The 13,583-nt window shown below is 69.5% G+C and carries 10 protein-coding genes; 9 read left to right on the top strand and 1 reads right to left on the bottom strand.

The genetic code is table 11. The features are described 5' to 3' along the window. The first annotated feature begins 63 nt into the window (after window positions 1-63). The 9 genes from cofD to QSJ59_RS19635 all read left to right on the top strand — a co-directional run bounded on the left by cofD (window position 64) and on the right by QSJ59_RS19635 (window position 10,742). The gene (cofD, locus tag QSJ59_RS19675; RefSeq protein WP_285761183.1) at window positions 64-1,050 is read left to right on the top strand and encodes a 2-phospho-L-lactate transferase; all 987 of its coding nucleotides are present in this window, start codon (window positions 64-66) and stop codon (window positions 1,048-1,050) included. Next, window positions 1,047-2,318 carry a coenzyme F420-0:L-glutamate ligase gene (locus QSJ59_RS19670; RefSeq protein WP_285761182.1) on the top strand — a complete coding sequence of 424 codons (1,272 nt, stop codon included), beginning with the start codon at window positions 1,047-1,049 and terminating at the stop codon, window positions 2,316-2,318. The genes cofD and QSJ59_RS19670 overlap by 4 nt, the downstream gene beginning before the upstream one ends. Before the next feature lie 97 nt (window positions 2,319-2,415). Beyond that, entirely contained in the window at window positions 2,416-3,993 is a 1,578-nt protein-coding gene (locus QSJ59_RS19665; RefSeq protein WP_285761181.1) for a Na+/H+ antiporter, read from the top strand. Window positions 3,994-4,115: 122 nt separating this feature from the next. Next, on the top strand, window positions 4,116-4,955 hold the full coding sequence (locus tag QSJ59_RS19660; RefSeq protein WP_285761180.1) for a helix-turn-helix domain-containing protein: 840 nt from the start codon (window positions 4,116-4,118) through the stop codon (window positions 4,953-4,955). A gap of 288 nt (window positions 4,956-5,243) precedes the next feature. Further along, entirely contained in the window at window positions 5,244-6,278 is a 1,035-nt protein-coding gene (locus QSJ59_RS19655) for an iron-siderophore ABC transporter substrate-binding protein (protein ID WP_285761179.1), read from the top strand. Beyond that, on the top strand, window positions 6,275-7,318 hold the full coding sequence (locus QSJ59_RS19650) for a FecCD family ABC transporter permease (protein WP_285761178.1): 1,044 nt from the start codon (window positions 6,275-6,277) through the stop codon (window positions 7,316-7,318). Before QSJ59_RS19655 ends, QSJ59_RS19650 begins: the two co-directional genes overlap by 4 nt. After that, window positions 7,315-8,349 carry a FecCD family ABC transporter permease gene (locus tag QSJ59_RS19645; RefSeq protein ID WP_285761177.1) on the top strand — a complete coding sequence of 345 codons (1,035 nt, stop codon included), beginning with the start codon at window positions 7,315-7,317 and terminating at the stop codon, window positions 8,347-8,349. Before QSJ59_RS19650 ends, QSJ59_RS19645 begins: the two co-directional genes overlap by 4 nt. After that, window positions 8,346-9,161 carry an ABC transporter ATP-binding protein gene (locus QSJ59_RS19640; RefSeq protein WP_285761176.1) on the top strand — a complete coding sequence of 272 codons (816 nt, stop codon included), beginning with the start codon at window positions 8,346-8,348 and terminating at the stop codon, window positions 9,159-9,161. The genes QSJ59_RS19645 and QSJ59_RS19640 overlap by 4 nt, the downstream gene beginning before the upstream one ends. 396 nt (window positions 9,162-9,557) lie before the next feature. Continuing rightward, window positions 9,558-10,742: a glycosyl hydrolase family 18 protein gene (locus tag QSJ59_RS19635; protein WP_285761272.1), complete on the top strand. Its 1,185-nt coding sequence runs from the start codon at window positions 9,558-9,560 to the stop codon at window positions 10,740-10,742. A gap of 209 nt (window positions 10,743-10,951) precedes the next feature. Here the strand turns inward: QSJ59_RS19635 and QSJ59_RS19630 are convergent, their stop codons facing one another. After that, window positions 10,952-13,570, bottom strand: coding sequence for a bifunctional FO biosynthesis protein CofGH (locus QSJ59_RS19630; RefSeq protein WP_285761175.1), 2,619 nt, complete (start codon window positions 13,568-13,570; stop codon window positions 10,952-10,954). Window positions 13,571-13,583 lie beyond the last annotated feature (13 nt).

Below are 13,583 nucleotides of genomic sequence, written 5' to 3'. Positions count from 1 at the left end.
TCCTGCGACCAGCGGAGCCGGGGCACGACACGCATACCCCACCACCCTGCCAGACTTGTCCCCATGCGGATAGTCGTGCTGGCTGGTGGGATCGGAGGCGCGCGGTTCCTGCGCGGCCTCAAGGACGCGCTGGACAATCGGGAGGCCCCGACCACAACCGGAACCGAGATCACCGTCATCGGCAACACCGGTGATGACATCACCCTTTTCGGTCTGCGAGTGTGCCCGGATCTGGACACGGTGATGTACACGCTGGGCGGCGGCATCAACGAGGAACAGGGCTGGGGACGCGCCGACGAGACGTTCTCCGTGCGGACCGAACTGGCCGCGTACGGGATGCAGCCGCAGTGGTTCGGGCTCGGCGACCGGGACATGGCCACGCACATCGTGCGGGCGCAGATGATGGCGGCCGGCTACCCCCTCTCCGCGATCACCGAGGCGTTGTGCGACCGCTGGCAGCCGGGTGTCCGGCTGCTGCCGATGAGCGATGACCGGGTGGAGACGCATGTTCTCGTCAACGAAGGCGAGGGGCAGCGCGCCATCCACTTCCAGGAATGGTGGGTGCGCCACCGGGCCGCGATCGACGCGGAGTCGATCGTGAGCGTGGGCGCGGCGGACGCCAAGCCGGCGCCGGGTGTACTGGAGGCGATCGACACGGCGGACTTCGTGGTGCTGCCCCCCTCCAACCCGGTCGTCAGTGTCGGCTCCATCCTGGGCGTGCCCGGCATCAGGGAAGCCGTGGCGGCCACGACCGTGGTCGGTGTCTCCCCCATCATCGGGGGCGCCCCCGTGCGGGGCATGGCCGACGCCTGCCTGAAGGCGATCGGCGTGCGGACCAGCGCGGAAGCGGTCGCCGCGCACTACGGGGCCGACCTCCTGGACGGCTGGCTGGTGGACGAGGCCGATGCGCACACGCGGGTACCGGGCATCGAGGTGCGGGCGCTGCCGCTGTACATGAGCACCCCCGAGACGACCGAGGCCATCGCGGCCGCCGCGCTGGACCTCGCCGGGGAACTGTCCGGCGTCGACACCGGGCGGAGCACCCGATGATCGCGATCGAAGGAATCACCGGGCTGCCCGAGGTACGACCGGGCGACGACCTGGCCGCGCTGCTGGCCGACGCCGCCGACCTGCGCGACGGTGACGTGCTCGTGGTCACCTCCAAGGTGGTCAGCAAGGCCGAGGGGCGCATCACCACGATGGACCGCGATGCCGCCATCGACGCCGAGACCCAGCGGGTGGTGGCCAGGCGCGGACGGACCCGGATCGTGCAGACCCACCACGGACTGGTGATGGCGGCGGCCGGCGTCGACTCCTCCAACGTGGAGGCCGGCCACGTACTGCTGCTGCCGGAGGATCCCGACGGGTCCGCGCGGCGCATCCGGAGCGGTCTGTGGGAACGGTCCGGGGTGAGCGTCGCGGTCATCGTCACCGATACGTTCGGGCGCCCCTGGCGGGTGGGCCAGACCGACATCGCGATCGGCGCTGCGGGGATCGACGCCCTGGAGGACCTGCGCGGGACCACCGACACCCACGGCAACGTGCTGGAGGTGACGCTAAGCGCGGTGGTCGACGAGATCGCGGCGGCGGGCGAACTGGTCAAGGGCAAGGCCACGGGTGTCCCCGCAGCGATCGTGCGGGGCCTGTCGCACCTGGTGACCGAGGACGACGGCGACGGGGCCCGGGTCCTGGTGCGCAGCGCGGACCAGGACATGTTCCGCTACGGTTCGCGCGACGTACTGCACGCCCGCCGCACGGTCCGCACGTTCGGCGAGGCCCCGGTGGATCCCGAGGCCGTGCGCCGCGCGGTGGCGGCGGCGATCACCGCACCGGCCCCGCACCACACGACCCCGTGGCGGTTCGTGCTGGTGGAGTCGGCCGCCGAACGGACCCGGTTGCTGGACGCGATGGCGGACGCATGGATGGCCGACCTGCGTCGCGACGGCTTCACCGACGCCTCAATCGCGCGCAGGGTGCGCCGTGGCGACGTCCTGCGCCACGCCCCGTACCTGGTGGTGCCGTTCCTCGTCGCCGAGGGGGCCCACTCCTACCCCGACGAGCGGCGGGCATCGGCCGAGCAGGCGATGTTCCTGGTGGCGATGGGCGCCGGCGTGCAGAACCTCCTGGTGGGGCTGGCCATGGAAGGGCTGGGGTCGGCCTGGGTGTCCTCCACGATGTTCTGCCCGAACGTGGTGCGCGAAGTGCTCGACGTCCCCGCGCACTGGCAGCCGATGGGGGCTGTCGCGGTAGGCCACCCGGCAGCTGCCCCAGCCGAGCGCGCTCCCAGAGACCCCGAGGAATTCATCCAGGTCAGGTGAGTGTTGCAGGTGAGGACGCCCCGGTAGCGGCCTCACCTGTGACACGACAGCAGCATGGGAGAGTGGAGGCCTTCGGCCACGACGGAGGTCCGGATAGTTGAGTGCAGAGCACTACGTCCTCGCCGGCCTGGTCATCGTGCTCATGGTGTTGGCCGGCCGGGTGATCGCACCTCGCCTGCGACTGCCGGACGCGATCGTTCTGGTCCCGCTGGGGTTCGCGGTGAGCTTCGTCCCCGGCATGGAGAGCATCCATGTCGATCCCGACGTGGTGCTGTTGGTCTTCCTCCCCCCACTGATCTACAACGCGGCGTTCTTCTCCGCGCCGAGGGAGATGCGCGCGGAGGCGCGGCCGATCGTGGCCTTGGCGGTGGGAATGACGCTGGTGACGGCGTTCGCCGTGGCGGCGGCAGCGGTCTACCTGCTACCCGACACCGCCTGGCCGGCCGCGATCGCGTTGGGCGCGGCCGTCGCGCCCACCGATGCGGTGGCGTCCTCTGCGGTGCTCAAGCGGGTGGGCGCGCCCAAACGGGTGATGACCATCCTGGAGGGCGAGAGCCTCATCAACGACGGTGTGGCCCTGACCCTGTTCAGCCTCGCCGTGACGGCGATGGCCGTGCCGCTGACCCCGGTGGACGGCGTGGTGGAACTGGTCAAGGTGGTCGCGGGCGGGCTCGCGTACGGGTTTGTCGTGGCGGTCGCGGTGACCTGGGTGCGCACCCGGCTGCACGACGACAACACCCAGCTCGTTGTCGCGCTGCTGACCCCGTTCATCGCCTACGTCCCCGCCGAGCTGATGGGTTTCTCGGGGGTACTGGCCGCGGTGATCGCGGGCTTCTACCTGGGCACCAGGGGCTCCGGTCTCCTGCCGCCACGCGTGCGGGTGACCGGGCAGACCGTCTGGAAGGGCCTGGTGATGCTGCTGGAATCCGTGTTGTTCGTACTGCTGGGACTGCAGCTGCACGAGGTGCTCACCGACGTTGCGGGGCTGCCGTTCGGCCAGCTGGCCGCGGCAGCGGTGGCGGTGATCGTCGCGGCCATCGGGGTGCGGATGCTCTGGGAGGTCGTGGTGTCGCCGGTGATGCGGCGCCTTCCCGGTCGCCTGCGGCTGGACTCTGGACCGCTGGCCCAGCGGGTGGTAATCGGGTGGAGCGGGATGCGCGGGGCGATCTCGCTGGCCATCGCGTTGTCACTGCCGTTGACCCTGGAGGGCGAGGAGTTCGGCGACCGCAACCTGTTGATCTTCATGGCCGCCTCGGTCGTCCTGGCCACCCTGATCGGACAGGGGATGACGCTCCCGCTGCTGCTGCGCCGCCTGGGGGTCAGGACCGACAGTCGGGTGCTCCAGGAGATCGCCTCGGCGGAGACGGCGATGGGCCGCGCCGCAATGGACAGGTTGGACGAGCTCATCGCGGACGAACGGGTGGACGCGGACACCGCCCGGGCCCACCGGCAGATGCACGAGCTCTTGGTGACCCGGGCGCGGGAAGTACTGGCGGATGCCGACACCGACCCCTCCACGCTGGACCGGGCCAAGGAGACCTTTGTGGTGCGCCGGGAGGTCGGCGCAGCCCAGCGGTTGGCACTGACCCGGCTCTACCGCAAGGGCGAGATCGGCCACGACGTCTACCAGAACCTCCAGCGCGAGCTTGACCTGAAAGAACCGCCGCTCCCCTAGGCCGTCGCCGGGCCCCTGGACCGGCCGCGGGCCGGCCGTCCCTACTCTTCGCGAGCGCGCCGAGACGGCTCCGGGCCGACGCCCTGCCGGGAGGCCCGAGGAAGCTCGCTAGCCTGGATGACGTGGCCATACGAGATCTCCGACCGACCTCCGCGGGCGAACTGTTCATCGGCGGGGCGGCGCGGCGCGGCACCGTCGACAGCCGCCGGCTCCCCCTCTACGCGGCCGGTGAGATCGATGTGCCGTTCGTCATCAGTGGCCAGGACGAGGTCATCTCCCGCGACACGCTGTGGGAGAAGCATTCGCATCCGACGCACGAACTGCTCTGGAACCAGCGGGGTGCGTCCTCCGCGGCGATCGGCATGCGGGTCTGGACGATCACTCCGACGGTGGGTCTGTGGATCCCGGCGGGCATCCCCCATTCCGGATGGACGCCCACAGGAACGTGGCACCGGGCCGCGCAGTTCAGTATTCACGCGGTGCCGTCGATCTCCGACGATCCGGTCGCGGTGGACATCACACCTTTGCTGGGGCTCCTGCTCGGCCGGCTCAACACCGACGGCCTCACCGCGGATTCACGGGCGAAGACCGAGGCGATCGTCCTCGACCTGATCGCTCCGGCCCAGCATGAGCTGTTCCTGCAAATCCCCGAATCGTCACTGCTGGCACCAATCGTCGCCGCCGTGCGCGCCGATCCCGCCGAGACGACGACCCTGGCCACGTGGGCGACGCGGCTGGGCGTCAGCACCCGGACCCTGACCCGGGCGTTCCGTTTCGAGACCGGCCTCGGATTCAGCCAGTGGCTTGCCACGGCCCGCGTGCAGCACGCGGTGTCGATGCTCACACGAGGGGACGAGATCGACGAGGTCGCGGCGTGTGTCGGGTACCACTCGGTGAGCGCGTTCAGCACGGCGTTCCGGCGGATCGTGGGGATGAGTCCCGGGCGGTTCCGCGCGCAGTGACGCACCGGTCGTGCCCCCTCGCGGGCAATTTTTGTCCGTTTCGCGAAAAAAATGTCACATCTGCGTGATTGCGCAGCAACCAAATGCACCCTAAGTTCGGTTAGGCAACCCTTATTTTCGCCATCGTCTTGGTCGCGGAAGCACCTGCTTCCATGCACCGCATCGAGGCGTTTCGCCCGACCGGTCTCTCACCGCCGCATGCCGTTCCTTGTTCGCCCCGGGCGTCACGAGGCTCCGGCCACGTCAGTGCTGTGCCTGCGGCCAGACGGTCAAAAACGGAAGGAAACCATGCCCCGCGTTTCAAGGCTGGCCGCGCTCCCCACCGCTGCGCTGCTCATCGTCGGGATCGCAGCCTGCTCGTCCTCCCCTTCCGATTCCGGTCAGGAGGGTGGCGGCTCCGACGACTGGGCGGCCATCACCATCGAGCACGCTCTCGGCACGACGACCATCGAGTCCAAGCCCGAGCGGGTCGCGACGGTGAACTGGGCCAACCACGAGGTCCCCCTGGCGCTGGGGGTCGTACCGGTCGGCATGGCAGCCGCCAACTTCGGCGACGACAACGACGACGGCATTCTCCCGTGGGTCGAGGAAAAGCTCGACGAGCTGGCCCCGGACGAACAGCCGGTGCTCTTCGACGAGACCGACGGGATCGACTTCGAGGCGGTCGCCGACACCCAGCCGGACGTGATCCTCGCCGCGTACTCCGGGTTGACCCAGGAGGACTACGACACGCTGAGCGAGATCGCTCCCGTCGTCGCCTACCCGGAGACCGCGTGGGGCACCCCGTGGCGGGAGATGATCGAGCTGAACAGCCAGGCCATCGGCATGGCGGACGAGGGAACCGAGCTCATCGCCGACCTCGAACAGCAGATCGACGAGTCCGTCGCGGAGTACCCGCAGATCAAGGACAAGGCGACGATGTTCCTCACGCACGTCGACACCACGGACCTGAGCGAGGTCAGCTTCTACACGACGCATGACACGCGCACCCTGTTCTTCGAGGACATCGGCCTGAAGACCCCCGAAAGCATCGCCACGGCCTCCGCCGAAACCGACCGGTTCGCCCTTACCCGCAGCGCCGAGCAGGCGGACGCGTTCAACGACGTCGACATCATCGTCACGTACGGCGGCGACGAACTCGTGAGCGTTCTGAACGACGACCCGCTGCTGTCCCAGATGCCGGCGGTGGAGAACGGTTCGGTCGTCAACCTCCCCGGGGACAGCCCCCTGGGCACGGCCGCGAACCCCACTCCGCTGTCGATCGCCTGGATCCTCGAGGACTACCTGTCCCTCCTCGCCTCGGCAGCTGACGAGGCGCAGTGACGAGGAACGGTTCCCTGTCCGTTTCGGGCGCCGCACGACGGCGGCGCCCGAAACGCGGCAAGACCCTTTGGCTGATCGTGGTGCTCGGTGCGCTGGTCGCGCTCATGTGCGCCTCGGTCACCGTCGGATCACGCAACGTCGACTGGTCCGACATCGTGGCGGCCTTCGGCGGCTCGGTCGAAGGCTTCGGCCAGGCCGCGGTCGCCAAGCGCATCCCCCGGACACTGCTCGCCGTCATCGCCGGCGCGGCGCTGGGCGTGTCGGGTGCGGTCATGCAGGGGGTGACCCGAAACACCCTGGCCGACCCGGGCATCCTCGGCGTGAACATGGGGGCCTCCCTCGCAGTCGTCACCGGTATCGCCTCCTTCGGGCTGGCGTCCGCGACCAGTTTCATCTGGGTCGCGATCGTCGGCGCGGGGGTCACCGCGGTGTTCGTCTACGCGATCGGATCATTGGGCCGGGGCGGCGCGACACCGCTCAAGCTCGCCCTCGCCGGAACCGCGACCTCTGCCGCCCTCGCATCGTTCATCAGCGCGATCGTGCTCCCGCGCAACGACATCGTCGACGGGGTCCGCTCCTGGCAGATCGGCGGTGTCGGCGGCGGGACGTTCGACAGTATCTCCCAGGTCCTTCCCTTCCTCGCGGTCGGTTTCGCCATCTGCCTGCTCTCGGCACGGGGGCTCGACCTGCTCAGCCTCGGCGACGAACTCGCCGCCGGCCTGGGAGAGCGCGTCGCGGTCGCGCGGGCGAGCGCGGCCCTCGGTGCCGTCGTCCTGTGCGGCGCGGTCACCGCCGTCACCGGACCGATCGCCTTCGTCGGCCTCATCGTGCCGCACGTGTTCCGCCTGCTCGTCGGTGTCGACCACCGGTGGCTCCTGCCCTTCTCGGCGCTCGGCGGTGCCGCTCTCCTGACAGCCGCGGACGTGGTCGGCCGTATCGTGGCGCGGCCCGGACAGGTCGACGTAGGGATCGTGACCGCGTTGATCGGCGCCCCCCTCTTCATCTACATCGTCCGCCGGCAAAAGGTTCATGAGCTGTGAGCATCGCAACCGTCGAGACTGTCGCCCACGGCCGGAAGCGCAGTGCGCGCCGACGGCGCGTCGTGATCGGAGTTCTCGCCACCCTGATCGTCCTCGCGTTCGCCGCGACCCTGATGATCGGAAAGACGTTCTATCCTCCCGGCGACGTCGTGCGGGTGATCCTCGGGGAGAACGTGCCGGGCGCTTCGTTCACCGTCGGACGGCTCCGGTTGCCCCGCGCGGTCCTCGCGGTGGTGGCCGGGGCGTGCTTCGGACTCGCCGGCGTCACCTTCCAGACCATGCTGCGCAACCCGCTCGCCAGTCCGGACATCATCGGCATCAGCTCGGGCGCGAGCGCGGCCGCGACCTTCGCGATCGTGATGCTCTCGCTCGACAAGACCGGCGTGTCGGTCTTCGCGATCGTCGCCGGGCTGGCGGTCTCCTTGCTCGTGTACGTACTGGCGTTCAAGGACGGAGTCGTCGGGACGCGCTTCATCCTGATCGGCATCGGTATCGCGGCGATGCTCGACAGCCTTACCACCTACATCCTGGACCAGGCGGCCGAATGGGACGTCCAGGAAGCGATGCGGTGGCTGACCGGCAGCCTCAACGGAACCAAGTGGAGCGAGGTCGTCCCGGTCGTCATCGCGCTGCTGGTGATCGCTCCGGTGCTCCTCTCCCAGGCGGGCAACCTCACCATGTTCCAGCTGGGCGAGGACACCGCGTCGGCGCTCGGGGTCCGGGTCGACCGCACCCGGCTCGTCGCGATCGTCGGAGCGGTCGGGCTCATCGCCTTCGCGACCGCCGCTGCGGGGCCGATCGCATTCGTCGCCTTCCTCTCCGGCCCGATCGCGGCGCGCCTCGTCGGCCCGAACGGCTCCCTCCTCGTTCCCGCCGCACTGGTCGGAGCGCTCCTCGTACTGGTGGCCGACTTCGCCGGACAGTTCCTTTTCGGCACCCGTTACCCGGTCGGGGTCGTCACCGGCGTACTCGGCGCTCCCTACCTCGTGTACCTCATCGTCCGGACCAACCGCGTGGGAGGCTCCCTGTGACCACGGCTCATTCACTCCTCGTCGAGGAACTGACACTCGGCTACAAGGACCGGGCCGTCATCGACTCCCTCGACCTCGCCATCCCCGCCGGGCAGATCACCGCGATCGTCGGGGCCAACGCGTGCGGGAAGTCGACCCTGCTCCGCTCGATGTCCCGACTCCTCGCGCCCCGGAGCGGACGGGTGCTCCTCGACGGCAAGGAAGTCCACCGCCTTCCGTCGAAGCAGGTCGCCCGGACCCTCGGCCTGCTGCCGCAGTCGCCGATCGCCCCGGAGGGGATCACGGTGAGCAATCTCGTGGGCCGGGGGCGGCACCCCCACCAGAAAATGCTGTCCCGCTGGAGCAAGGAGGACGACGAAGCCGTCGCCGCCGCCCTGGAGGCGACGCGGACGGTCGAGCTCGCCGACAGGCCCGTCGACGAACTCTCCGGCGGGCAGCGCCAACGCGTCTGGATCGCCATGGCCCTGGCCCAGCGCACGGACCTTCTCCTGCTCGACGAACCCACCACGTTCCTCGACGTCAACCACCAGGTCGAGGTCCTCGATCTGCTCACCGACCTCAACCACTCGTCCGGAACAACGATCGTGCTGGTTCTCCACGACCTCAACCTCGCCGCACGCTATGCCGACCACCTCATCGCACTCGCGTCCGGCCGGCTCCACGCCGCGGGCCCGCCCGAGGAGGTACTCGTCCCCGAAACGGTGCACGCCGTGTTCGGGCTGCACAGCCAGGTCATCACCGACCCGACGTCGGGGAAGCCCCTCATGCTGCCCATCGGCAGGCATCACAACGCGGTCGGGGCCGGTCGCTGAGGAGCAGGAGGCACCGGCCCTGACGTCCCGGCCCCGGGCAGCGCTTGAGGCGCTGCGCCGGGGCCGGTGTCCGTCCGGCCCTGACGGGGCCGACAACCGCCCGGTGGGGGATGAGAGACGTACGGCACAAATATTGAAAACTTTCCTTCCAATTGCATTGACCGCACAGCCCTGTTTCTTTTACGTTTATTGACAATTCGAGACTGTCCGAATCTGGACGCCCTGCGAAGACAACCGACGGCGCTCGGATGCGTCCGCCCCGGCCTCCCACCGGCGGCCCGAACCCGCATCGCGCCGTCGTCGACCAGATCACGTCGTACCCGCCCGACGATGAGGAGTAAGCCGTTGCCCCCCAAGGCACTACGCTCAGTAGTCGCAGTAGCCGCTTCCGCATTAATGGTCATGGCCGGGCTGTCCGCGCTCTCGGCGCCTGCCCACGCGGCTCCCGCCCCGCAGGAGCCCGTCACCACCGCGGCCGACGGCCCGTGGCTGACCGGCTACTGGCACAACTTCAACAACGGCTCGACCGTGATGAAGCTCAGCGAGGTTCCCGAGGCCTACAACCTGGTTGCGGTCGCCTTCGCCGACAACCTGGCCGGCACCCCCGGCGGCATCACGTTCAACCTGTCCAGCGGTGAGCTCAACGGTTACACCGACCAAGAGTTCAAGAGCGACATCGCCGCCGCCCAGGCCCAGGGCCGCAAGGTGATCATCTCGGTGGGCGGTGAACTCGGCAACGTCAGCGTCAGCAACGCCACCGAGGCCACCAACTTCGCCGACACCACCTACGCCCTGATGCAGGAATACGGGTTCGACGGCGTCGACATCGACCTCGAACACGGCATCAACGCCCAGTACATGACACAGGCGCTGAACTCGCTGTCGGACAAGGCCGGCCCCGAGCTGATCATCGCCATGGCACCGCAGACCATCGACTTCCAGTCGGAGTCGGCGCAGTACTACCAGTTGGCGAGCAACATCAAGGACATCCTGACCATCGTCAACATGCAGTACTACAACTCCGGCTCGATGCTGGGGTGCGACGGCCAGGTCTACAGCCAGGGCACGGTGGACTTCCTGACCGCCCAGGCGTGCATCCAGCTGGAGATGGGGCTGAGCCCCGACCAGGTCGGCCTGGGCCTGCCCGCGGTACCGTCGGCGGCCGGCGGCGGCTACCAGTCCGCCGACAACGTGGTCAAGGCACTGGACTGCCTGGAGAACGGCACCAACTGCGGTTCCTTCACCCCCTCCACCCCCTACGGTCCGATCGGCGGAGCCATGACCTGGTCCGTCAACTGGGACGCGACCAACAACTACACCTTTGCCACGACGGTCGGCCAGCGCCTGAGCACCGGCGGCGGACAGCCCAACCCCGGACCCGGCCCGGACCCCGAGCCCAGCCCCGAGCCTGAGCCTGAGCCCGGCGACTGCACCGCCCCCGCGTGGAGCGCCGGAACCATCTACGTCGGCGGCGACCGTGTCTCCCACGGCGGCAAGACCTGGGAAGCCCGTTGGTGGACCCAGGGCGAGTCCCCCGCCCCCAGCGAGTGGGGCGTCTGGAAGGACCTCGGCGCCTGCTGACCAGAGGCCGCCGAAACCCCGGTTCGGACCCGGCCTGCCATCCAGGTCCGAACCGGATGAGACCCCGCCGTGGCGCGCCGAGCCCCTAGGGCCCAGCGGCTCGGCGAACGCGCCCCCCTCCTCCCGGGGGGGCCCGCGCGGCGGGGTCGCCTTGATCGGCCCCTGGACTCCTCAATGGCCCTTGAGGAGTCCAGGGGTTCTTCGTGGACTCACACCACGGGCAGGCGGGTCCTGCGCACACTGGCGGCGACGCCGTCACTGGCCGCTGCGACGGCCTGCCGCTCCGCGTCGACCTCGCCGTACAGGGTGTCGCGCTGGCGCAGCGGACGCCCGGTCGGTTCGACCAGAGCGCGGATGTCGCTGATGGTCTTGAACGAACCGTTGTCGGAGCCCGCCATCCTGCTGATGGTCTCCTCCATCAACGTGCCGCCGATGTCGTTGACACCGCCGCCGAGCAGGCGACGGCAGCCGTCGTCGTCGAGCTTGACCCACGAGCACTGGATATTGTCGATGTGGCCGTGCAGCAGCAGCCTGGCCAGTGCGTGCACCGCGCGGTTCTCCCGCTCGGTGGGTCCGGTCCGGGCCAGCCCGGCGAGGTAGATCGGTGCGTTGGTGTGCACGAACGGCAGCAGCACGAACTCCGTGAAGCCGCGTCGGCCGTTGCGCTGGACCGCGCGTTCCTGTAGGGAACGGATCAGCTTGATATGGGCCACCCAGTGCTCGGGCGTGTCCACGTGCCCGTACATCATCGTGGAGGTGGTGGGGATGCCCAGGTCGTGGGCGGTGGTGATCACCTCGACCCATTCCCGGGTGGGCAGCTTGCCCTTGGTCAACACCCAGCGGACGTCATCGTCGAGGATCTCGGCGGCGGTGCCGGGGATGGAGCCCAGTCCGGCCGCACGGGCGCGGGTCAGCCATTCCGCCACGGGCAGGTTCGTCCTGGCCGCGCCGTTCATCACCTCCATGGGGCTGAAGGCGTGGACGTGCATATCGGGTACACGATCACGAACCGCGCCGGCGATGTCGAAATACGCGGTCCCCGGCAGGTCCGGATGGATTCCGCCCTGCATGCAGACCTCGGTCGCACCCGCCTGCCACGCCTCCGCCGCACGGTCGGCGACCTGGTCCAGCGAGAGCGTGTAAGCGTCGGCGTCGGTGCGGCGCTGGGCGAAGGCACAGAATCGACAACCGGTGTAGCAGACGTTGGTGAAATTGATGTTGCGGGTGACCACGAAGGTCACGTCGTCGCCGACGGTGTCGCGGCGCACCTGGTCGGCCAGACCCGCCAACGCCTCCAGTTCGGGGCCGTGGGCGTACAACAGGGCCAGCGCCTCGGTATCGGTCAGCCCGGCCGGATCGGTCTCGGCCCGGCTGAGCGCGGCTTTGATCTCGGGGTCGAAGCGGCGCGGCTCGCCCACCCCCAGCGCGGGCCGCGCGATGCGCCCGCGCAACTGGTCCCAGTCGCCGTAGACCGCGTCGAAGTCGCCGCGACGGTCGCCGGTGCGCCCTTCGGTGTCCACTTGGACGTGGAGTTCGGTGCGGCCGGTCGCGGTCATCCCGCTCTCCGGCTCCTGCCAGGGGCGGCCCTGGACCTGCGCGTCCTCGCGGGCAAGACCGGTGGAGGGGTCGGCCAGCGCCGCGACGTGGGCGAAGAGCCGCGGGTCCAGCCACGGCTCGCCCTGGAGCACGTACTCGGGATAGATCGTGAGACGCTCGCGCAGGTCGAAGCCCGCTTCCGCGGTGCGCTGGGCCAGTGATTCGATCTGGGGCCAGGGCCGCTCGGGGTTGACGTGGTCGGGGGTGAGGGGGGAGACCCCGCCCCAGTCGTCGATACCGGCGCGCAGCATCAGGGCGAACTCGTCGCCGATCAGGTTGGGCGGGGCCTGGATCCGGGCCTTCGGCCCCATGACGACGCGGGTGACGGCGATGGTCGCGGCCAGCTCGGCCAGCTCGGCGTCCGGCCGGTGCATCATCGCGGTGTCGGGTTTGGCCCGGAAATTCTGGACGATCACCTCCTGGACGGCGCCGTACTCGCGGGCGGTGGCGCGCATGGCGAAGATCGCGTCGGCGCGCTCCGCCACGGTCTCGCCGATCCCGATCAGGATCCCGGTGGTGAAGGGGACGGTGGAGCGGCCCGCGTCCTCCAGTACGCGCAGCCGCACCGCCGGGTCCTTGTCGGGGCTGCCGTAGTGGGCCTGTCCCCGCTCGGTGAACAGACGCTCGGAAGTGGTCTCCAGCATCATCCCCATGGAGGGGGCGACGGGCTTGAGGCGCTGGAAGTCGCTCCAGCTGAGCACGCCCGGGTTGAGGTGGGGAAGGAGACCGGTCTCCTCCAGCACCATGATGGACATGGCGCGCACGTAGGAGAGCGTGTCGTCGTAACCCTGCTCGTCGAGCCACTGGCGGGCCTGGGACCACCGGTCCTCGGGGCGGTCCCCCAGAGTGAACAGGGCCTCCTTGCACCCCATGGCCGCGCCCTGGCGGGCGATGTCCAGGACCTCGTCCGGGGAGAGGTACGGGGCGGGCAGCCGTCCCGGGACGGTGGCGAAGGTGCAGTAGTGGCAGCGGTCACGGCACAGGCGGGTCAAGGGGATGAACACCTTGCGGCTGTAGGTGACGATCCCGGGACGCCCCACAGCCTCCAGTCCGGCGTCCCGGACACGTGCGGCGTGCCCCAGCAGCGTCTCCAGATCCGCTCCCCTGGCGTGCAGCAGGACCTCCGCCTCGGCACGGTCCAGTGCCTTTCCGTCTCTCGCCCGGGCCAGCGCGCGCCGCATGGCCGAAGGGGACGGGGCGTCTTCGATTTTGGCGTTTCCAGCACCACTCATAGGCGCACGATAC

It is taken from the genome of Nocardiopsis ansamitocini (assembly GCF_030268225.1).
GTDB classification, from domain to species: Bacteria; Actinomycetota; Actinomycetes; order Streptosporangiales; family Streptosporangiaceae; genus Nocardiopsis_D; species Nocardiopsis_D ansamitocini.
This window is presented reverse-complemented; position numbering and strand designations above follow the sequence as displayed.

What these genes read in the sequence shown, in the direction of transcription:
- cofD (WP_285761183.1), top strand. Translation starts at nt 64, where the DNA reads ATGCGGATAGTCGTGCTGGCTGGTGGGATCGGAGGCGCGCGGTTCCTG.
- QSJ59_RS19670 (WP_285761182.1), top strand. Translation starts at nt 1,047, where the DNA reads ATGATCGCGATCGAAGGAATCACCGGGCTGCCCGAGGTACGACCGGGC.
- QSJ59_RS19655 (WP_285761179.1), top strand. Translation starts at nt 5,244, where the DNA reads ATGCCCCGCGTTTCAAGGCTGGCCGCGCTCCCCACCGCTGCGCTGCTC.
- QSJ59_RS19635 (WP_285761272.1), top strand. Translation starts at nt 9,558, where the DNA reads ATGGTCATGGCCGGGCTGTCCGCGCTCTCGGCGCCTGCCCACGCGGCT.
- QSJ59_RS19630 (WP_285761175.1), bottom strand. Translation starts at nt 13,570, where the DNA reads ATGAGTGGTGCTGGAAACGCCAAAATCGAAGACGCCCCGTCCCCTTCG.